Below are 19,063 nucleotides of genomic sequence, written 5' to 3'. Positions count from 1 at the left end.
GTTCATTCAACCGGCGAATTTGGTCTTGAGCTTCGATGCGACCAGATGCGGAACAAAAGCTGACACATCGCCACCCATCGTCGCGATCTGGCGCACCAGTGTGGCGGTGATCGGGCGGACGCCGGGCGAAGCCGGAACGAACACCGTATGCACGTCGGGGGCCATGGTCTCATTCATGCCGGCGATCTGCATTTCATAGTCGAGATCGGTGCCATCGCGCAGGCCCCGGACCAGAATTGTGGCGCCGGCCTTTTGCGCAGCAACAACCGTAAGACTGTCGTACGTCGCGCAGTCGAAGGCGCAGCCGGCTTCAGCCGCGACAGGCGCGAACACCCCGCGCGCCATCACCACGCGCTCCTCGGCTGAAAACAGCGGCGTCTTACCGGGATGCACCCCGACAGCAACGATCAGCCGGTCACATAGGACAATAGCGTGCCTGACCACGTCAACGTGGCCGTTGGTGACGGGATCAAACGATCCCGGATAAAGCGCGACGCGTGGCATCACCCCCTCTAGCGCGCCAGTTCAGAGGCCGCAAGCGAAGAGGGTTCCACAATTATCGAGGCGGCGGCCGATATTTATTTCTTGGCTCCGGTCGAACCACTCCGGGGGCGTGGGCGTCTTATCGTATGGCAGCGAGAGACCTGAAATCATTACAGATTTTAGGATTCTATTTCGTTCGAAAGGCGGGTGAAACAATTCTTCGCGGGATGAAACCTGTTTTCATGGCCGGCGAAGACGTCGCGAAACCAGGGCCGATTATCAATCCGCCCAACAAACGGGCCGCCAAATTAAACGGACAGGCCCAAATCACAGGGGACCGTCATGATCAGAGCTGTTTCTGCAATTGCGATCGCGGCGTTTATCGCAGCCGCTCTCACCATTCTTCCGGGTTTTGCCCCCCAGGTTTCCGCCAGCACCCCCGTTCCGCTGGCCAAGGGAGACCGGCTCGACATCCGCCCGACGGGCGCGACCTGCTCACAGCAAGCGTGGCCGAATTTCCAAACGTCCTGCCTTCGCTCTGCCGGCTCCAAAACAGTGGTTCGTGAAGCCCGGTTGATCACGGCAGAGCGTCACTGATCCGGACTCCATTCCGTTCCTTGATTCTTCCAAGTAAAACCCGCCCGCATGCCAACGGGCGGGTTTTACTGTTTGGCGCAGCAGGCGAAGCCCGCTACCCGCCGTTGCCGTTCTCGCCGTCCTCGCGGATGTGTTCGACCGACACCACATGCTCGTCGTCTGCCGTGTTGAACACGCGCACGCCCTTGGAAGCGCGGCTGGTGATGCGGATGCCTTCCACCGGTACCCGGATCAGCTGCCCGCCGTCGCTGACCAGCATGATCTGGTCCGACATCTCGACCGGGAATCCCGCCACCAGATGGCCGATCTCACCGAGCTTGGTCGGATCGGTCGCGCGGATGCCCTTGCCCCCGCGTCCGGAAACCCTGAATTCGAACGACGACGATCGTTTGCCATAGCCCTGCGCGGTGACGGTGAGAACAAACTGCTCGGCGGCGCCCATCTCCACATAGCGCCCTTCGGGCAGCGAGAGATCGGTATGCGCGGCCTCATCAGCCTCCGGCGTCGCCTCCTCCGGCTCGATATCCTCGCCGGTTGCAGCGCGGCGGATCGCGCCGGACTGCTTGAGATATGCGGCGCGCTCGGCCGGCGTAGCGTCGAAGTGATGCAGGATCGATAGCGAGATCACCCGATCGCCCTTCGCCAGCGCGATGCCGCGCACGCCCATCGAGGTCCGGCCCGAGAACACGCGCACGTCGGTGACCGGGAACCGGATGCACTGACCGCCCGCGGCAGTCAGCAACACGTCGTCGCGCTCGGTGCAGATCTGCACGTCAACGATCGACTCGCCCTCACCGAGCTTCATCGCGATGATACCGGAGCGCCGGACATCGACGAAATCGGAGAGCTTGTTACGGCGGACCGTTCCGCTGGTGGTCGCGAACATAACGTCCAGCGCGGCCCAGGACGATTCATCTTCAGGAAGCGGCATGATGGTGGTGATGCGCTCGCCCTGATCGAGCGGCAGGATGTTGATCAGCGCCTTGCCGCGGGCATTTGGGGCGGCCATCGGCAGCCGCCAGACCTTTTCCTTGTAGACCTGTCCGCGTGACGAAAAGAACAGCACCGGCGTATGGGTCGACGCCACGAACAGCCGGCTGACGAAGTCCTCATCCCTGGTCTGCATTCCGGAGCGGCCCTTGCCGCCACGCTTTTGCGCGCGATAGGCCGATAGCGGCACCCGCTTGACGTAGCCGGCGTGCGAGACGGTCACGACCATGTCCTCGCGCTGGATCAGGTCCTCGTCCTCGACCTCGCCTTCCTGCTCGACGATGACGGTCCGGCGCGGAGTGGCGAACTCGGACTTCACCGCGTCAAGCTCGGTCTTGATGATCGCCTGGACGCGCGCGCGCGACCGCAGGATATCCAGATAGTCAGCGATCTCGATGGCGAGCTTGTCGAGTTCCTCGGAAATTTCCTCGCGGCCGAGCGCGGTCAGGCGCTGCAGGCGCAAATCGAGGATGGCCTTCGCCTGCTCCATCGACAACCGCGCCGTGCCGTCCGGCGAGACGCGGTGGCGCGGATCATCGATCAGCGTGATCATCGCCGCGACATCCTTTGCCGGCCAGTCGCGCGACATCAACGTCTCGCGCGCGGCGTTGGGATCCGGCGACTCCCTGATAACGCGGATGATCTCGTCGATATTGGCGACGGCGATCGCCAGGCCGACCAGGATGTGGGCGCGATCGCGGGCCTTGTTGAGCAGGAACTTGGTGCGCCGGGTGACGACCTGTTCGCGGAACGCGATGAAGAGAGTCAGCAGGTCCTTCAGATTCATCAACTGCGGACGGCCCGCATCCAGCGCCACCATGTTGGCGCCGAAGTTGGTCTGCAGCGGCGTGAACCTGTAAAGCTGGTTGAGCACGACCTCCGGAACGGCGTCGCGCTTCAACTCGACGACGACGCGGAAACCCTCCCGATCGGATTCGTCACGCAAATCCGAAATGCCCTCGATCTTTTTCTCGCGCACCAGTTCGGCGATACGTTCGACCATGCTGGCCTTGTTGACCTGATACGGAATCTCCGAGATCACGATCGCTTCACGGTCCTTGCGGATCGTATCGATCGACACCTTGCCACGCATCACGATCGAGCCTCGGCCGAGGTGATAGGCTGAGCGAATGCCCTGCCGTCCGAGGATAATGCCGCCGGTTGGAAAATCCGGACCCGGAATGATGTTGATGAGATCGTCGATCGAGAGCGCGGGGTCGTCGATCAGCGCCACGCAAGCGTCGATGACTTCTCCAAGATTGTGCGGCGGGATGTTAGTGGCCATGCCGACGGCAATGCCGCCGGCGCCATTGACCAGAAGGTTCGGAAACTTCGCCGGAAGAACGGAAGGCTCTTTCTCGCTGTTATCGTAGTTGGGCTGGAAATCGACGGTGTCCTTGTCGATGTCATCGAGCAGCGATTGCGCGATCTTGGTGAGGCGGGACTCGGTGTAACGCATCGCCGCCGCCATATCGCCGTCGACCGAGCCGAAATTGCCCTGCCCGTCGATCAGCGGCACACGCATCGAGAAATCCTGCGCCATACGCACGAGCGCGTCATAAACTGACTGGTCGCCGTGAGGATGGTACTTACCGATGACATCGCCGACGGTGCGGGCAGACTTGCGATAGGGCTTATTCCACTCGAAACCGTTTTCGTGCATGGCGTAGAGAATGCGACGATGAACCGGCTTGAGGCCGTCGCGCGCATCCGGCAGCGCCCGCGCCACGATTACGCTCATGGCGTAATCGAGATAGCTGCGTTTCATCTCATCAAGGATTGAAACGGGCCGAATGCCCGAAGGCGCCGGCGGCTCCCCGGGTTTGGTGTCTTCGCTGTCTGACAAAGAAGGATTCCGGTCGATTTTATTTGCAGATCATATAGCCTATCGAAGCTCGTAAAACCACCTTCGGCAACCACCCAAGGTGGTTTTTTCCCATCGTTCTTTCAGGTACTTATCGACTATAACGGCAACCAGAATCTTATGGTGGAACGGTGTTGCTGGACGACACATCTCGGGTGGGCATCCGCTTCAACTGATGGCGCCGGTCGCCGGGTCGAGCCGGGCAACGCCGACATGAGGTATTTCCGGAAAGCCCTTTAAGACCCGCCTGCGGCGGCACCTCCGCTGCTCGAATTATCGCTTTCAGGCTCCAGCGGCGGGACCAGAGCCAGTTCGAGATCGCCCGCCTCAAGCGGTTCCTCATCGTCACGCAAGGCCGGATCGTCGGAAGGTGTGGGAACGCTGAACCCGCCCGGCAAACGGGAATCCAGCAGCCCCGTTCCCTTCAGTTCTTCCAGGCCAGGCAGGTCGCCGAGATTTTCGAGGCTGAACTGGGACAAAAACGCCTCTGTCGTTCCGAAAGTGAGCGGGCGGCCCGGTGTCTTGCGACGGCCGCGCGGCTTGATCCAGCCGGTCTCAAGCAACACGTCGAGCGTCCCCTTGGAGGTAACGACGCCGCGGATTTCCTCGATCTCGGCGCGGGTCACGGGTTGATGATAGGCGATGATCGCCAACACCTCGATCGCGGCGCGCGACAGGCGCCGGGTCTCCGTGCTTTCACGCGTCATCAGCCAGGCCAGATCGCCCGCCGTGCGGAAGGTCCACTTATTGGCGATGCGCACCAGGTTGACCCCGCGCGAGGCGTAATCCGCCTGCAACTGTGCAAGCGCCATTTTGATGTCCACCCCGTCGGGCATCCGCTTGGCGAGCGCCGCCTGATCGAGCGGCTCGCTGGAGGCAAACAGCAGCGCCTCCAGCAACCGCAATTCCTCGGGACGCGCTGCGGGTAGTTCCGACTCAAAATCCTCGAGCTGCTCCACGCGCATTTCCGCCAGGCCTGCCATCGCTCGCTCTCCTTCTTCACTTACTGCGCCGAGACGTCCGGCCCAGTCGTCGGATCAGATGGCGGCCGCGCACGCTTGCGAAAATAAAGCGGCGCGAAAGCCTCTTTTTGATTCAGATCCATGACGCCTTCGCGCACCAATTCGAGCGCGGACGCGAAACTCGAAGCGAACACAGTGGCCCGCTGCGACGGATCGACGACAAAGGTCATCAGATACTCGTCGAGACAGCCCCAATCCTCGCCGGCAAGACCGACCAGACGTTCAAGCGAGGCTCGTGCCTCGCTCAACGACCAGACCGTGCGCTTGGTCATGTGAACGGTCGTCAATACGCGCTGCTGGCGCTGCACGGCATAGGCGGAGAGCAGGTCGAACAATGTCGCCGTGAACCTCGGATGCCGAATCTCCGCAATCGATTCCGGGTTTCCTCGCGGAAAAATGTCGCGCCCCAACTGCTGACGATTCATCAGGCGATTCGACGCCTCCCGGATGGCTTCAAGGCGGCGCAGGCGATTGGCGAGCGCCGTCGCCATCTCGCCGGCGCTCGGACCATCCGGCGTCGGCGGCTCCGGCAGAAGCAATCGCGATTTGAGAAAGGCCAGCCATGCCGCCATCACCAGATAGTCGGCGGCCAATTCGAGACGAATCTTGCGAGCCGCCTCGACAAAAACGAGATACTGATCCGCGAGCGCCAGGATAGAGATTTTCGACAGGTCGACCTTCTGCTGCCGGGCAAGCGCCAGCAACAGATCGAGCGGGCCTTCATAACCTTCAACATCGACCACAAGCGCAACCTCGTCGATGACGACGGGCTCGGTGGGCCGGCCGGTTTCAAACGACAGAATTTCAGCACTCATGCGCTCGCCGCTCCTGCCGCCGTCAACGCGTCGAGTTCAGCCTGCGCCGCTCCGCGGTCGAAGGGTTGCGGCGGCTTGCGTGCGGCCAGGGCCCTGTTGGCGCGGTCCAACGCGGAACCCGACAGTTCCGGAGTTTCGCTCGCAACCTCCCGCATCTCATCCAGCCTGCCATTGCAATGCAGGACAATGTCGCACCCGGCCGCAACGATCGCCCTGGTCCGCTGGGCGATCGTTCCAGTCAATGCATTCATGGACACGTCATCGCTCATCAACAATCCCTGAAATCCGATCGAGCCGCGAATCACCTGTTCGATGATTGTCGCAGATGTCGTGGCCGGTTGGGTGGCATCAATTGCACTGAACACAACATGTGCAGTCATCGCCATCGGCAGATCCGCAAGAGGACGAAATGCAGCGAAATCAACGGCCTCAAGCTCGTCTTTCAAGGTATCTACGATCGGGAGCCGGTGATGGGTGTCGGCGGTCGCCCGACCGTGACCCGGAATATGCTTGAGAACGGGCAGAACTCCACCGTGCTCCAGTCCATCGGCAACAGTCCGCGCGATTATCGCGACCTTGTGAGGATCGGCGCCATAAGCACGATCACCGATGACGGCATCCGCGCCCGGCACCGGAACATCCGCCAGCGGCAGGCAATCGACCGTGATGCCGAGATCGGCAAGATCGGCCGCGATCAGTTGTGCGCTGAGCCGCGCCGCTTTCAGCCCCATGGCGCGGTCGCGGTCATAGAGCGCGCCGAACACCGCCCCCGCCGGATAGACGGGCCAGTGGGGCGGTCCCAGCCGCTGCACGCGGCCACCTTCCTGATCTATCAGGACGGGAGCATCGCTATCCTCGACCGCTTCGCGAAACTCCTGAACCAAACGAGCGACTTGCAGGGGAGTATCTACATTCCTCCTGAACAGGATGAATCCCCAGGGCCGCTGTGCACGCAGGAATTCGCGCTCCTCCGCTGTCAGGCTCAGGCCTGACGCTCCCGTGATGAATGCGCGCGAACTCATGGCGGCCGATTAGCCTTTGTCGGCCGCGACGGTCAAGGAATCCGCCGTTAATTCCTTTGGACGACGCATTGTCCGCCGGCCGATTTGAGGCTGCCGCAGAAACGCGAAGCCTCGCCGGACGAGCCGAACGGCCCGACCATTGCGCGATAGTAGACGCCTCTGGCGCCAAGGTCGGCCCGTTTGATCAACGGGGTCCTCGATCCCAGCATCGACGGGAATTTACCCTGCAACACTCGGAACGAAGCCTGTGCGTCCGCCTCGTTCCGCTGCGACGAGACCTGGACCACGTAACCTCCGGTACTGGCGGCAGCCGGCGCCTGCGCGGCCGGATTGGTCGAGGCCATCCGGGTGCGCGTTTCGGCAGCCTGGGGAGACACCGGCGCAGGCGCAGTGTCCGCGGCATGAGATTCCCGGAACTCAGGCCGCCCAACACCCGCCGCCGCGAGATCGGCCTGGTCACCACGAACCGTCATGGTCCTGACCTTGCGTGGTTCGTCGCCAGCGATCGTTCCGTTTGCGACCGTCGCAGGAGGCTTGATATTCGGGGCAACGCTTGCTGCGGACGGCGGATTGCCGTTCTGGTTCAACGGCGGGAATACCACACGCGGACCGGCATTCACGGCGTCCTTGACGTCGACCGGCTGCTCTTCACGCGACACCATCTGCTCGGTGCCGTTCTCCGTGGACATCCGGTCCTGAAGCAACTTGCCGACGGCATCATCCGAAGTGGCCTGCTGAGGCACGATCTTGGTGGGTTCGGTATCGGCCCTGATGACCGGCGGCTCGCCGCTCGGCGCAGTCCCAACAAACGTTCGGTAAGCAAACGCTGCACCGGTGCCGACTACGGCGAGCACCAGAATCGCGACCACGGTCGCCATTTTACGGCGGCGCTCGGGAGTCGATTCAGCTCCCCCATAACCATCCTCGTAGCCGAAGGGCGCGTCCTCATAAGTCTCGCGCGGAAACTGGCCTTCATACGCGTCGCGCGGGACGTGATCGCCATAGGCATACGCAGGCTGCTGGTCCGGCCGTTTCCCGTACAGCACGTCGTCATAGCGGTCGGGATCGACCTGATGATAAGATTGTGGTTCAGGCTGCTGATGTTGGTTGTCAGGATAAACCGCCGCGCGGCGCAGCACCGGATGCGGCGGGGATTCAACCTGCTCCGGCGAAGAAGAAGAAGAATTAGGCTGGACCATCCGCCTCTGCATCCACAGCGGCGGACCGCCGGGAACCTCGTCTTTGATTGGCGCTTCGATCGGCGGAAGCGGCTCAAAGTGATCGACGGGATCATCCATCGGAGCCATCGGTGCTCCCCGTTTGATATCGTCGAAGGGATCAGTCTGGCCAATCAGCCGGGCAAGTTCCGCGAGCGGATCCGGCTCCGTGGGGGCGGTCGCGCTCCGGTCGTCACGCCCGTAATCATCGTCCTCCGGGGAGGGTCTGTCCTGATATTTATGAGCCATCGTGATGTCGCGTCCCTTTCGGAAAGGCGCCAACTCGCTCGTTCTAAACGAAACAGCTGCCAATCAAGCCCATCACGATCCCCTTCATGACGGCCAACCCATTATCGCATCTCGGTCGGCGCGTGGACGCCGAGAACGGTAAGTCCGGATGCCAGAACCGCGACAACCCCCTGAACCAGAGCCAGCCGCGCCCTGGTTATTTGTGCATCATTATTGATAATGAAGCGTAAATGAGGCAAATCGCGCCCTTTTGTCCAAAGCGTATGAAATTCGCTCGCGAGATCATAGAGATAGAAAGCGATCCTGTGCGGCTCGTGCGCTGCCGCGGCAGCTTCGACCGTCCGCGGATAGAGCGCCAGCCGCCGCAACAGGCCGAGTTCAGCCGGATCGGACAGCCGCTCCATGTCCGCCGTCCCGAGAAATTGTTTCCGCGCCGCATCCGCTTCGGGAAGGTCCGGAAAGACTTCCCGCGCATTGCGGAAAATCGAGAATCCGCGAGCGTGGCCGTACTGCACATAGAATACCGGATTGTCCTTCGACTGCTCAATCACTTTAGCAAGATCGAAATCCAACACCGCGTCATTCTTACGGAACAGCATCATGAAGCGCACCGCGTCGGAGCCGACTTCATCGACCACCTCGCGCAACGTGACGAAATCACCGGCGCGCTTCGACATCTTCACCGGCTCGCCATTGCGTAGCAGTTTCACGAGCTGCACGATCTTGACATCAAGGGTCGCTCTGCCCGAGGTGACCGCCTTGATCGCGGCCTGCACGCGCTTGATGTAGCCGCCGTGATCGGCACCCCAGACATCGACCATGTTATGAAAGCCGCGGTCGAACTTCGTCTTGTGATAGGCGATATCCGAGGCGAAGTAGGTGTAACCGCCATCCGACTTCTTCAACGGGCGATCGACATCGTCGCCATAGGCCGTGGCGCGGAACAGAGTCTGCTCGCGATCCTCGTAGTCTTCCACGGGCGCGCCCTTCGGCGGCGGCAGCCGGCCCTCATAGACGTCGCCCTTTTCTCGCAGGAAATCGATGGTCTCCGCGACGCGATCTGCGTTGCCTTCGATCAGCGAGCGTTCCGAGAAGAACACGTCGTGCCGGATGTTCAGCGCGGCGAGATCGCCCCTGATCATCTCCATCATCATGCCGATGGCTTTTGCGCGCACGAGCGGCAGCCACCCCGCTTCCGGCGCCTTCACCAGACTGTCGCCGTGTTCGGCCGCGAGCGCCCGTCCCACGGGCTTGAGATAATCGCCAGGGTAAAGTCCATCCGGAATCTCGCCGATGTCCTCGCCCAGCGCCTCGCGATAGCGCAGGAACGCCGAGCGCGCGAGCACGTCCACCTGCGATCCGGCGTCGTTGATGTAGTATTCGCGCGTCACGTCGTAGCCCGCGAACGACAACAGGCTCGCCAGCGCGTCGCCGAACACCGCGCCGCGGCAATGCCCGACATGCATCGGGCCGGTCGGATTGGCCGAGACGTATTCGACGTTGACCTTTTCGCCGCCACCTATGGCGCTGCGGCCATAGCCCTCGCCGTCCCGCAACACATCACGCAGGACATCAAACCAGACCGGTAACCTCAGGGTCAGATTGATGAAACCTGGACCGGCGATCTCGGCGTTCTCGATCAGGTCGTCAGCGCGGAGCTTCGTCACGATCCGTTCGGCGAGATCGCGCGGTTTGGCTTTGGCGTCCTTCGCCAGAACCATGGCGGCGTTGGTCGCCATGTCGCCATGGGCCGCATCTTTCGGCGGCTCGACGACGATCCGCGTCAAATCCAGTCCTGACGGAAGCGCGCCTTCTTCCGCGAGCGCGGCGCACGCCTTATGCACTCGCGCAAGCACGTCCGCGAAAAGATGCTGCGATGGACTGGAATTGGTCATGATATCCGCGATTTAAGTGGAGCTGGAACAGGCGCTGCCTAACGCAATTCCGGAGTCGAGTCAAAAAGGCGCTTGTGCTCGTTGATAGCGAACCGATCGGTCATACCCGCGATGAAATTACCAACCGTGCGCGCTTTTTCGGCATCGAACGCGCGGTTGATACCCTTCTCCGGCAGCCATTCGGCAGGCAGCGCCGCCGGATCGTCGCGGTAGCGCATGAACAGATCCCGGACGATAGTCTCGGCCTGATCCATCACGCGCAGAACGCGGGGATGGCGATACATCCTTTGCCGGAGGAACGCCTTGATCAGGGCCTCGGCCTCTGCCGCTTCCGCCGGAAAGGCAAGCAGCGGCGCAGAGTGCCCGCGCACATCATCGACCGATCGCGGCTGCGCCGTGGCAAGCCGCCTGCCCGCCTCGGACAAAACGGCCATGATCAGGTAGGAGATCAGTTCGCGCACCAATTCGGCGCCGCGCCGCCCATCATCCAGCATAGGATGGCGACGCGTGATATCGGCGATCATTCCAGCAGTTAGCGGCATTTCCTTCAAATCATCGACAGCGAACAATCCGGCGCGCAAGCCGTCGTCGATGTCGTGGGCGTCATAAGCGATGTCGTCGGCGATCGCCGCAACCTGCGCCTCGAGCGAGGCGAAGCTCCATAATTCCAGATCGCAGATCCGGTTGAAATCGACGATGCCCACCGGAACGCCGCGACGCTGATAACGCCCAACCGCGTTCCCCGAGGCATCGGTCAGCGGGCCGTTGTGCTTGACGATCCCCTCCAGCGTTTCCCAGGTCAGGTTGAGACCGTCGAAATCCGGGTAGCGGCGCTCCAGCAGGGTTACGATCCGCAGCGTCTGCGCGTTGTGGTCGAAGCCGCCATACGGACCGAGACAGAGGTCCAGCGCCCGTTCGCCGGCATGGCCGAACGGCGGATGACCAAGGTCATGCGCCAGCGCCAGCGCCTCCGTCAAATCCTCGTCGAGCCCGAGCTGGCGGGCCAGCGCGCGGGCGATCTGTGCGACCTCGAGGGTATGGGTGAGACGGGTTCGGAAGTGGTCGCCTTCATGATAGACGAACACCTGTGTCTTGTGTTTTAGCCGCCGGAACGCCGTCGAATGGATCACCCGGTCGCAATCCCGCCGGAACGCGCTACGGGTCCGGCTCGGCGGCTCGTCATACAACCGGCCGCGGCTGCGGTCGGATTCGCTGGCGAAGGACGCACGGGGAGCTGCCATTCCGACTACCACGGCACTTGCCCCCCTCCGATGGTTTGATTCCCGCCGCCAGGGCACTTAACTATGGCTTGCGGGCGATTCAAAATATTGGACAATGTCCGCAATCGCATACGGAGTTGCAGGATGACAGAAGCCAACATCACCGTCAGCGAGCGCGCGGCGCGACGGATCGGGGAAATCCTGAAATCCGAAGGTGACGGCGCCATGTTGCGCATCAGCGTCGAAGGCGGCGGCTGCTCGGGCTTTCAATACAAATTCGACATCGAACGCGCCAAGGCCGATGATGATCTGGTAATCGCTCGAGATTCCGCGGTGGTGCTCGTCGACCCGGCCTCCGTCCCGTTCCTGAGCGGGTCCGAAGTCGATTTCGTTGACGACCTGATCGGAGCGTCGTTCCGGGTCGTCAACCCGAACGCCACCGCCTCCTGCGGCTGCGGCACCAGTTTCTCGATATAGGGATAGAGCGCGGGTTTAACCCGCTTATCCACCGAAGGAAACTTTCGCACCGGATTGCCCGATCAGATCGGCAATCACATGCGGGATCGCCTGATGCGCATAGCCACCTGGAACGTCAATTCGATCCGGCAGCGACTGGATCACCTTATCACCTGGTTGGGGGAGACCACGCCGGACGTGGTCTGCCTCCAGGAGATCAAATGCGTCGACGAGCAGTTTCCCCGCGAGGCCATTGAAGCACTCGGCTACAATGTGGTGACGCACGGCCAGAAGACCTTTAACGGCGTGGCGTTGCTATCGAAATTTCCGTTCGACGAAACCCGGCCCCGGCTGGCCGGCGATGACGGCGACGTGCAGTCGCGATTCCTCGAAGGCGTGGTTTCACTCAAGCAAGGCATTGTCCGGATCGCCTGTCTCTACCTGCCCAACGGAAATCCGCCGAACACCGAGAAATATCCTTACAAACTCAAATGGATATCGCGACTTATTGAATATTCGAAAGAGCGGCTGAAGAGTGAGGAAGCCTTTGTGCTTGCCGGTGATTTCAACGTCATCCCCGCGCCGCGCGACGTCTACAATCCGGCGTCGTGGGTCGATGATGCCTTGTTCCGCCCGCACACACGGCAAGCGTTTCAGACGCTGCTCGGACTGGGCCTGACCGACGCGCTACGGGCGGCCTCAGACGCCGCCGGGGAATATACCTTCTGGGATTATCAGGCGGGCGCATGGCAAAAGAACAACGGATTGCGGATCGATCATCTGCTGCTGTCGCCGCAGGCCAGCGACCGGCTCGGCGGCGTGGGAATCGATCGCCATGTCCGCGGCTGGGAAAAGGCGTCCGACCATGTTCCCGTCTGGATCGATCTCGATCTGGAAGTGGCCGGATCGGCCTAGCCTTTTGATTTAACGGCGGTTTCTTGCCGCAAACCGGTATTCCCCTCGCGCGAAAACGCTATAAGCGAAGCACCTCAGTCCCGCCGCCCCTGCACCCAGTGCTCCAGCATCTGCAGCGCCATGGCGCGATCATCCTCAGAGGCTTTCGCGATAGCCTTATTATAGCTGTCCATAATCCAGCTCTCGTCCGGCGCGGCGGCATCCCGCGCCAGCGTCAGCCACATCAATCCACGCGCAGCCTGCCGGGGTAACTGATCGCCGGTAAACAGCATCTTGCCGAGCATGGCCTGCGCCTGATGCTGGCCCTTTTGCGCCGCAAGACCTAGCCAACGGACGCCATACTTGACATCGTGAGGAGCTCCGACGCCTTTCAGATAAAGGCGCGCCAGATCGTATTGCGCATCGGCATTGCCGAAGTAGGAAGCGGCATAGGAGAACATCTCTCGCGCACGCTCTGCGTCGCGTTTGATGGTCGAGTTTGGAATCCCCTGTAGGTAATAGCGTCCGAGCGCAACAAACGCATTGGCCACAACGGCGGCCTGCGGCGCCGAAGGACTGTCCTCGGCATGTGCATTGGCAATACGGCTGAAGTACTGGAAAGCGCGTAGATCGTCCTGGGTGACGCCGTCGCCGTTGGCGTACATACGCCCCAGCCGCCACTGGGCAATCGGGTGCCCGCCCTCGGCCGCATATTGCAAGGCTGTCAACGACGCGCTCGGGGCAACCGCCTTTTTCAGCGTCTCACCACCAGCGAGGGGCGCGGAGGCAACGGGAAGCGCCGCGGCGGCGGCATCCTGTTGTCCCGCCACGGTTCCGTCGAAGGCAATGGCCGGCGCGCTCACGCAGACCGCGCTCCATGCCAACGCAAGAAAAGCTGTGCTTCTAGCCATACGCATAACGCGACTTCTCGACTACCCCATCCGTATAGGACAGGTTACCGCTAAACGTTTTTCCAAACAGCCGAGCGTATTTTGTGCGCTCGTTGGATGTAGGATTGGTCGCGCCGATCCGCCATTTGGTCTTGCGGGCAAAGCGCCTGGCACAAATCAAATTTACGTCAGAGGACCGGCCGACCGCCGTTACGCTCCGGGCGCCGGCGTCGCCAACAGCGGTCGCGAGCACGGCAGGTTTATGCAGATCGATCCATCGCGCGATATATGAACTTAAATAGCCGGGCGCGCACTGACCTACCGTGACGCGACGGCTCGACAACCTGCCCTTGATGCCCGGCTCGACGTCCATCGCGAATACGCTCCCTGCGCGGCTTTTTTTCTGAGAAGCTTCCGGGACGTTCCGCGAAAGCGCCAGCCTTTAGCCGACAAGTAAATTTCACGAAGGGGTGTGGCTAAATAGCGGCGCATGCAAGAGCCACCTGTTCATAGGATTAAATGGCCAGCTGGTGTTGCGCCCTGGCAACAATGTTATCGCAGAGCAACAATGGCTCGATCAGCCGCGCTCTACAATAGTTCGCGCCGATTCTGGTCAGCGGTCGTCCGAGCGGGCCGGTTGCTGTTCGAACCGCTTCCGCTCTTACATATTCAGCACGCGCCCATAGGCGTCGAGCACCGCCTCCTTCATCATTTCCGAAAGTGTCGGATGCGGGAAGATGGTGTGCATCAGTTCTTCCTCGGTGGTTTCGAGATTCATCGCAACCACGTAGCCCTGGATCAACTCGGTGACCTCTGCGCCCACCATGTGCGCGCCGAGCAGTTGCCCGGTTTTTTTGTCGAAGATCACTTTCACCAACCCCTGATCCTCGCCCAGCGCGATGGCCTTGCCGTTGCCGGCGAACGGAAAGCGGCCGACACGGATGTCCCTGCCCGCCGCCTTCGCCTTGGCCTCGGTGAGGCCGACGGAGGCGACTTGCGGGTGACAGTAGGTGCAGCCAGGGATCAGGCTCTTGTCCATCGGATGCGGCTTGAGGTCCTTGATCGCCTCGATGCAGATGACTCCCTCGTGCTCGGCCTTGTGCGCCAGCATCGGCGGTCCGGCGACGTCGCCGATCGCATAAATGCCCGGCACGTTGGTCCTGCCATAGCCGTCGATCACGATGCAGCCGCGATCCGTTTTCACGCCGAGCTTTTCCAATCCGAGATTCTCGATATTGCCGACCACGCCGACCGCCGAAATCACCCGCTCGAACTCGGCGGTGACCGGCTTGCCATCGCCCGCATCGATCGTGGCCACCACGCTATCGGCCTTCTTGTCGAGCCTGGTGACCTTCGTGGAGGTCATGATCTTGATGCCCTGCTTCTCGAACTGCTTGCGGGCAAGCGCGGCGATCTCGGCATCTTCAACCGGAAGAATCTGCGGCAGCACTTCGACCACCGTGACCTCAGCGCCCATGGTGCGGAAGAATGAGGCGAACTCGATGCCGATCGCGCCTGAGCCGACGACGAGCAGCGACTTCGGAACCTTCGGCGCGACCATCGCCTCGAAATAGGTCCACACCAGCTTGCCGTCCTGCTCCAGTCCCGGCAGCACGCGCGGCCGCGCGCCGGTCGCGACGATGATGTGCCTGGCCTGATAGCCGCCCTCGGCAAGCGCGCCCTTCGGCGGATCGGTGGCGAGGCGCGAGTCAGACTTCTTCACCGTGATCTTTCCGGGCGCGTCGATCGACGCCTCGCCCCAGATCACGGCGACCTTGTTCTTCTTCATCAGGAAGCCGACGCCCTCGTTGAGACGCTTCGAAACCCCGCGCGAACGCTGCACCACTGCCTTCGGATCGAAGCTCACCTTCTCCGCCGACAGGCCGTAATCCTTGGCATGCTGCATGTAATGGTAGATTTCCGCCGAGCGCAGCAGCGCCTTGGTCGGAATGCAACCCCAGTTCAGGCAGATACCACCGAGATGCTGCTTCTCGACGACCGCCGTCTTGAAGCCGAGTTGCGCGGCGCGGATCGCGGTGACGTAGCCGCCCGGACCGGAGCCGATGATGATGACGTCGAAGGAGGTGTCAGGCATGGTCATTCGCTTCTTGTCTTTCCCTCTCCCCTTGTGGGAGAGGGTGGCTGAGTGCCGGCAGGCGCGAAGCCGGGTGAGGGGGGACTTACGCTCGCACGGATCTCTTCGACAACCGCAGAAGTCTTTAGCAGAATGTCATTATTCCAAAACCGCAGTATACGAAAACCGCATTCCACAGCGCGATTTCAGCATCGGTCGCGTTTGTGCGAAGCACTCTCGCAAAGGTCCGCTTCGGTTTCGCAATGCGTCGGCGCATACCCCTCACCCGGCCGCCTTCGGTGTCCACCCTCTCCCACAAGGGGAGAGGGAAGAAAGGGATCACCTTTTTGGCTGATCTCGCATAGCTTTGTCTAATTCTCCGCAACGCATGTGATGATGGTCTTGCTTACCTCTGGGATTCCAACGAATCCCACCCTTGCCCACCACGAGTTCGCTAAACTTCGCTCCGCCTTACTTCAACATCAAACGTCACCCCGGATTCTTCGCGACTAAGAGGGTGATTCGTTAGATTGACTTTCACTGATTTTGCGGGCACCGACTTCTCCTATCAAAGAAGCTTCACACCATCATCATCACGGGGTTCTCGATCAGCGTCTTGAACGCGCCGATCAGTTCCGCGCCGAGCGCGCCGTCGACCGCGCGGTGGTCGCAACTCAGCGTCACGCTCATGATGTGCGCCGCCTCGATCCTGCCGCTACGAACCACCGCCCGCTCCTCACTGGCGCCGACCGCGAGGATCGTGGCGTGCGGCGGGTTGATGACGGCGGTGAAATCCTTGATGCCGTACATGCCGAGATTGGAGACGGCGGTGGTGCCGCCCTGATACTCCTCGGGCTTGAGTTTGCGCGCCCGCGCCCGCGCGGCGAAATCCTTCATTTCGGATGAGATGGCGGAAAGCGACTTGGTCTCGGCCTTACGGATAATCGGCGTGATCAGTCCGCCCGGCATCGCAACCGCGACGCCGACATCGGAGTGCCTATGCCTGAGCATGCCGCCTTCGGTCCAGCTCACATTGGCATTCGGCACGCGTTGCAGCGCCACCGCCATCGCCTTGATGACGAAGTCGTTGACCGAAAGCTTGTAGAGAGACTTCTTCTCCTTGTCCTTCGGCGCGGACGCGTTGATGTCTTCGCGCGCGGACAGCAGCCGTCCGATGTCGCAGTCCATCGTCAGATAGAAATGCGGAATGGTCTGGATCGACGCGGTCAGGCGCTGCGCGATCGTGCGGCGCATGTTGTCATGCGGGACGCGTTCGTAGGAGCCGTCCTCGAACAGCGACAGGATCTGCTTGTCCGACATCGAAGGCGCGATCGCCGGCGCACCCGCCGGTGCAGCGGGCGCCTTCAGCCCCTTGCCGGACTTCGCCTGCTCCACGTCGCGCGCGACGATACGTCCGTGCGGGCCGCTGCCCTCGATGCGCGCCAGTTCGATGCCGGCCTCGCCGGCGAGCCGCCGCGCCAGCGGCGAGGAGAAGATGCGGGTATGACCATTGGCCGATCGTGGCGCTGCCGATTCTGGCGACGGAGGCTTGGAAGCAGACATGCTGGACGATGCATCGGAGGCGCGAGCCGTTCCCCCGTTACCAGCTTTCGCCTCCACCCTGGATTCTGCCTTGGCGGCGTTCCTCGGCTCTGAGGTCGCTCCGCTCGCCGCCGCTTTCACGTCCTCACCGTCCCCGGCGAGCACCGCGATGACGTTGTTGACCGGCACGTCCTGCGTGCCTTCCGGCACCAGGATTTTCGCGATGATCCCCTCGTCCACCGCTTCGACTTCCATGGTCGCCTTGTCGGTCTCGATCTCGGCGATAACATCGCCGGACTTGACCGCGTCGCCTTCTTTCTTGAGCCACCTGGCGAGATTGCCCTTCTCCATCGTCGGCGACAGCGCGGGCATCAGAATGTTGATCGGCATGATGGGCCCCGCTTACCGATAACAGACGGCCTTGGCCGCGGCGACGACCTCAGCCACCGACGGCAGCGCCAGCTTTTCGAGATTCGCGGCATAAGGCATCGGCACGTCCTTGCCCGAAACGCGCATCACCGGCGCGTCGAGATAGTCGAAGGCGTGTTCCATGATGCGCGCGACGATCTCCGCGCCGACGCCCGACTGCTGCCACCCCTCCTCCACGGTCACCGCGCGGCCGGTCTTTTGCACCGACGCCACGATGGTGTCGGTGTCCATCGGCCGCAGCGTGCGCAAGTCGACGACCTCGGCCTCGATGCCCTCCTTGGCGAGTTCATTGGCAGCTTTCAGTGCGTAGGTCATGCCATTCGACCAGGAGACCAGCGTAACGTGCTGACCAGTCCGCGCGATTCGCGCCTTGCCGATCGGCAGCACATAGTCATCGAGTTTCGGCACCGGGCCGGTGTGTCCATACAGAATTTCATTCTCAAGGAAAATCACCGGATTGGGATCACGGATCGCGGCTTTCAAAAGCCCCTTGTAGTCAGCGGCTGAATACGGCGCGATCACCTTGAGGCCCGGGATTTGCGAGTACCAGGCCGAATAGTCCTGGCTGTGCTGAGCGGCGACGCGCGCCGCGGCGCCGTTGGGGCCGCGAAACACGATTCCGCAGCCCATCTGGCCGCCGGACATATAGAGCGTCTTGGCGGCCGAATTGATGATCTGGTCGATCGCCTGCATGGCGAAGTTGAACGTCATGAACTCGACGATCGGTTTCAGGCCCGCCATCGCCGCGCCGACGCCGACGCCGGCAAAACCGTGCTCGGTGATGGGCGTGTCGATCACCCGCCGCGCGCCGAATTCCTGCAACAGGCCCTGCGACACCTTGTAGGCGCCTTGATATTCGGCGACCTCCTCGCCCATCAGAAAGACATCATCGTCGCGGCGCATTTCCTCGGCCATGGCGTCGCGCAGCGCCTCGCGGATGGTCATGGTCACCATCTCGGTGCCGGCAGGGATGTCGGGATCCTCTGAGATCGCTGATCCGGCAGAGCGGGGCGGATCCGAGATCATCGGCTTGCCCTCGCCCACCGGCGAACGGGATTCCGCGACGTCCTTCGAAACGTCCTGAACGGAAGCGGGCGATGTCTTGGAAGCCTTCGACTCTGTCTTGCCAAGATCGGCAGCGCTCTCGCCATCGGCGAGAATGGTAGCGATCGGCGTGTTCACCGCCACGTCGGCGGTTCCTTCGGGAACCAGTATTTTGCCGAGCGTGCCCTCGTCGGTCGCCTCGACTTCCATAGTCGCCTTATCGGTCTCGATCTCCGCGATAACGTCGCCCGATTTGATCGTCTCGCCCTCCTTCTTCAGCCACTTGGCGAGGTTGCCCTTCTCCATGGTCGGCGAAAGCGCAGGCATCAGAACTTGGATTGGCATGATCGCTCCGAAAAA

General features: G+C 61.8%; 17 protein-coding genes. 3 read left to right on the top strand and 14 right to left on the bottom strand.

The features are described from left to right. Positions 1-6 precede the first annotated feature (6 nt). A complete protein-coding gene (gene coaD / locus NB311A_RS16480; protein ID WP_009799798.1) occupies positions 7-504 on the bottom strand; it encodes a pantetheine-phosphate adenylyltransferase in 498 nt (165 codons plus the stop codon). A gap of 321 nt (positions 505-825) precedes the next feature. On the opposite strand from coaD, the gene NB311A_RS20800 reads away from it, so the two are divergent. Beyond that, the gene (locus NB311A_RS20800; protein ID WP_083780496.1) at positions 826-1,080 is read left to right on the top strand and encodes a hypothetical protein; all 255 of its coding nucleotides are present in this window, start codon (positions 826-828) and stop codon (positions 1,078-1,080) included. A gap of 94 nt (positions 1,081-1,174) precedes the next feature. On the opposite strand, the gene gyrA is transcribed toward NB311A_RS20800, so the two are convergent. The 7 genes from gyrA to NB311A_RS16445 form a co-directional block, all read right to left on the bottom strand. Further along, a complete protein-coding gene (gyrA, locus tag NB311A_RS16475) occupies positions 1,175-3,916 on the bottom strand; it encodes a DNA gyrase subunit A (protein WP_009799799.1) in 2,742 nt (913 codons plus the stop codon). Positions 3,917-4,170: 254 nt separating this feature from the next. Then, entirely contained in the window at positions 4,171-4,917 is a 747-nt protein-coding gene (gene scpB, locus NB311A_RS16470) for an SMC-Scp complex subunit ScpB (RefSeq protein WP_009799800.1), read from the bottom strand. A gap of 20 nt (positions 4,918-4,937) precedes the next feature. After that, entirely contained in the window at positions 4,938-5,771 is an 834-nt protein-coding gene (locus NB311A_RS16465; protein ID WP_009799801.1) for a ScpA family protein, read from the bottom strand. Further along, the gene (gene nagZ / locus NB311A_RS16460; RefSeq protein WP_009799802.1) at positions 5,768-6,793 is read right to left on the bottom strand and encodes a beta-N-acetylhexosaminidase; all 1,026 of its coding nucleotides are present in this window, start codon (positions 6,791-6,793) and stop codon (positions 5,768-5,770) included. The genes NB311A_RS16465 and nagZ overlap by 4 nt, the downstream gene beginning before the upstream one ends. A gap of 47 nt (positions 6,794-6,840) precedes the next feature. Next, a complete protein-coding gene (locus NB311A_RS16455) occupies positions 6,841-8,259 on the bottom strand; it encodes an SPOR domain-containing protein (RefSeq protein WP_040675758.1) in 1,419 nt (472 codons plus the stop codon). Positions 8,260-8,360: 101 nt separating this feature from the next. Then, positions 8,361-10,154: an arginine--tRNA ligase gene (gene argS, locus NB311A_RS16450; protein WP_009799804.1), complete on the bottom strand. Its 1,794-nt coding sequence runs from the start codon at positions 10,152-10,154 to the stop codon at positions 8,361-8,363. A 38-nt stretch (positions 10,155-10,192) separates the two neighbouring features. Continuing rightward, positions 10,193-11,407: a deoxyguanosinetriphosphate triphosphohydrolase gene (locus tag NB311A_RS16445; RefSeq protein ID WP_207382390.1), complete on the bottom strand. Its 1,215-nt coding sequence runs from the start codon at positions 11,405-11,407 to the stop codon at positions 10,193-10,195. A gap of 111 nt (positions 11,408-11,518) precedes the next feature. Here NB311A_RS16445 and erpA point away from each other — a divergent pair, with 111 nt between their 5' ends. Together erpA and xth are read left to right on the top strand one after the other, a co-directional pair. After that, positions 11,519-11,851, top strand: a complete 333-nt coding sequence (gene erpA, locus NB311A_RS16440) for an iron-sulfur cluster insertion protein ErpA (RefSeq protein ID WP_009799806.1) — start codon at positions 11,519-11,521, stop codon at positions 11,849-11,851. Between the two features lie 93 nt (positions 11,852-11,944). Next, positions 11,945-12,745: an exodeoxyribonuclease III gene (gene xth / locus NB311A_RS16435; protein WP_040675755.1), complete on the top strand. Its 801-nt coding sequence runs from the start codon at positions 11,945-11,947 to the stop codon at positions 12,743-12,745. 74 nt (positions 12,746-12,819) lie between these two features. Here xth and NB311A_RS16430 read toward each other — a convergent pair whose 3' ends face one another. The 6 genes from NB311A_RS16430 to NB311A_RS16410 all read right to left on the bottom strand — a co-directional run bounded on the left by NB311A_RS16430 (position 12,820) and on the right by NB311A_RS16410 (position 19,048). Beyond that, complete coding sequence (locus NB311A_RS16430; RefSeq protein WP_371256531.1) at positions 12,820-13,635, bottom strand: tetratricopeptide repeat protein; 816 nt, start codon at positions 13,633-13,635, stop codon at positions 12,820-12,822. Further along, complete coding sequence (locus tag NB311A_RS16425) at positions 13,628-13,987, bottom strand: hypothetical protein (RefSeq protein ID WP_009799809.1); 360 nt, start codon at positions 13,985-13,987, stop codon at positions 13,628-13,630. The genes NB311A_RS16430 and NB311A_RS16425 overlap by 8 nt, the downstream gene beginning before the upstream one ends. A 288-nt stretch (positions 13,988-14,275) precedes the next feature. Continuing rightward, the gene (gene lpdA / locus NB311A_RS16420) at positions 14,276-15,709 is read right to left on the bottom strand and encodes a dihydrolipoyl dehydrogenase (protein ID WP_040675752.1); all 1,434 of its coding nucleotides are present in this window, start codon (positions 15,707-15,709) and stop codon (positions 14,276-14,278) included. Positions 15,710-15,711: 2 nt separating this feature from the next. Beyond that, a complete protein-coding gene (locus tag NB311A_RS23245; protein ID WP_116394795.1) occupies positions 15,712-15,885 on the bottom strand; it encodes a DUF559 domain-containing protein in 174 nt (57 codons plus the stop codon). 382 nt (positions 15,886-16,267) lie between these two features. Continuing rightward, on the bottom strand, positions 16,268-17,620 hold the full coding sequence (locus NB311A_RS16415) for a pyruvate dehydrogenase complex dihydrolipoamide acetyltransferase (protein WP_009799811.1): 1,353 nt from the start codon (positions 17,618-17,620) through the stop codon (positions 16,268-16,270). Between the two features lie 12 nt (positions 17,621-17,632). Further along, complete coding sequence (locus NB311A_RS16410) at positions 17,633-19,048, bottom strand: pyruvate dehydrogenase complex E1 component subunit beta (protein WP_009799812.1); 1,416 nt, start codon at positions 19,046-19,048, stop codon at positions 17,633-17,635. Between the last annotated feature and the right edge of the window lie 15 nt (positions 19,049-19,063).

It is taken from the genome of Nitrobacter sp. Nb-311A, assembly GCF_000152905.1.
Lineage (GTDB): Bacteria > Pseudomonadota > Alphaproteobacteria > Rhizobiales > Xanthobacteraceae > Nitrobacter.
The sequence above is the reverse complement of the archived record's forward strand: the minus strand, read 5'-3'. Positions and strand labels throughout refer to the sequence as shown.

Bases quoted from the DNA above. Each gene is read 5' to 3' on its own strand.
- coaD (WP_009799798.1), bottom strand. From the start codon at position 504: ATGCCACGCGTCGCGCTTTATCCGGGATCGTTTGATCCCGTCACCAAC.
- NB311A_RS20800 (WP_083780496.1), top strand. From the start codon at position 826: ATGATCAGAGCTGTTTCTGCAATTGCGATCGCGGCGTTTATCGCAGCC.
- scpB (WP_009799800.1), bottom strand. From the start codon at position 4,917: ATGGCAGGCCTGGCGGAAATGCGCGTGGAGCAGCTCGAGGATTTTGAG.
- NB311A_RS16465 (WP_009799801.1), bottom strand. From the start codon at position 5,771: ATGAGTGCTGAAATTCTGTCGTTTGAAACCGGCCGGCCCACCGAGCCC.
- nagZ (WP_009799802.1), bottom strand. From the start codon at position 6,793: ATGAGTTCGCGCGCATTCATCACGGGAGCGTCAGGCCTGAGCCTGACA.
- NB311A_RS16455 (WP_040675758.1), bottom strand. From the start codon at position 8,259: ATGGCTCATAAATATCAGGACAGACCCTCCCCGGAGGACGATGATTAC.
- argS (WP_009799804.1), bottom strand. From the start codon at position 10,154: ATGACCAATTCCAGTCCATCGCAGCATCTTTTCGCGGACGTGCTTGCG.
- erpA (WP_009799806.1), top strand. From the start codon at position 11,519: ATGACAGAAGCCAACATCACCGTCAGCGAGCGCGCGGCGCGACGGATC.
- xth (WP_040675755.1), top strand. From the start codon at position 11,945: ATGCGCATAGCCACCTGGAACGTCAATTCGATCCGGCAGCGACTGGAT.
- NB311A_RS16430 (WP_371256531.1), bottom strand. From the start codon at position 13,635: ATGGCTAGAAGCACAGCTTTTCTTGCGTTGGCATGGAGCGCGGTCTGC.
- NB311A_RS16425 (WP_009799809.1), bottom strand. From the start codon at position 13,987: ATGGACGTCGAGCCGGGCATCAAGGGCAGGTTGTCGAGCCGTCGCGTC.
- lpdA (WP_040675752.1), bottom strand. From the start codon at position 15,709: ATGCCTGACACCTCCTTCGACGTCATCATCATCGGCTCCGGTCCGGGC.
- NB311A_RS16415 (WP_009799811.1), bottom strand. From the start codon at position 17,620: ATGCCGATCAACATTCTGATGCCCGCGCTGTCGCCGACGATGGAGAAG.
- NB311A_RS16410 (WP_009799812.1), bottom strand. From the start codon at position 19,048: ATGCCAATCCAAGTTCTGATGCCTGCGCTTTCGCCGACCATGGAGAAG.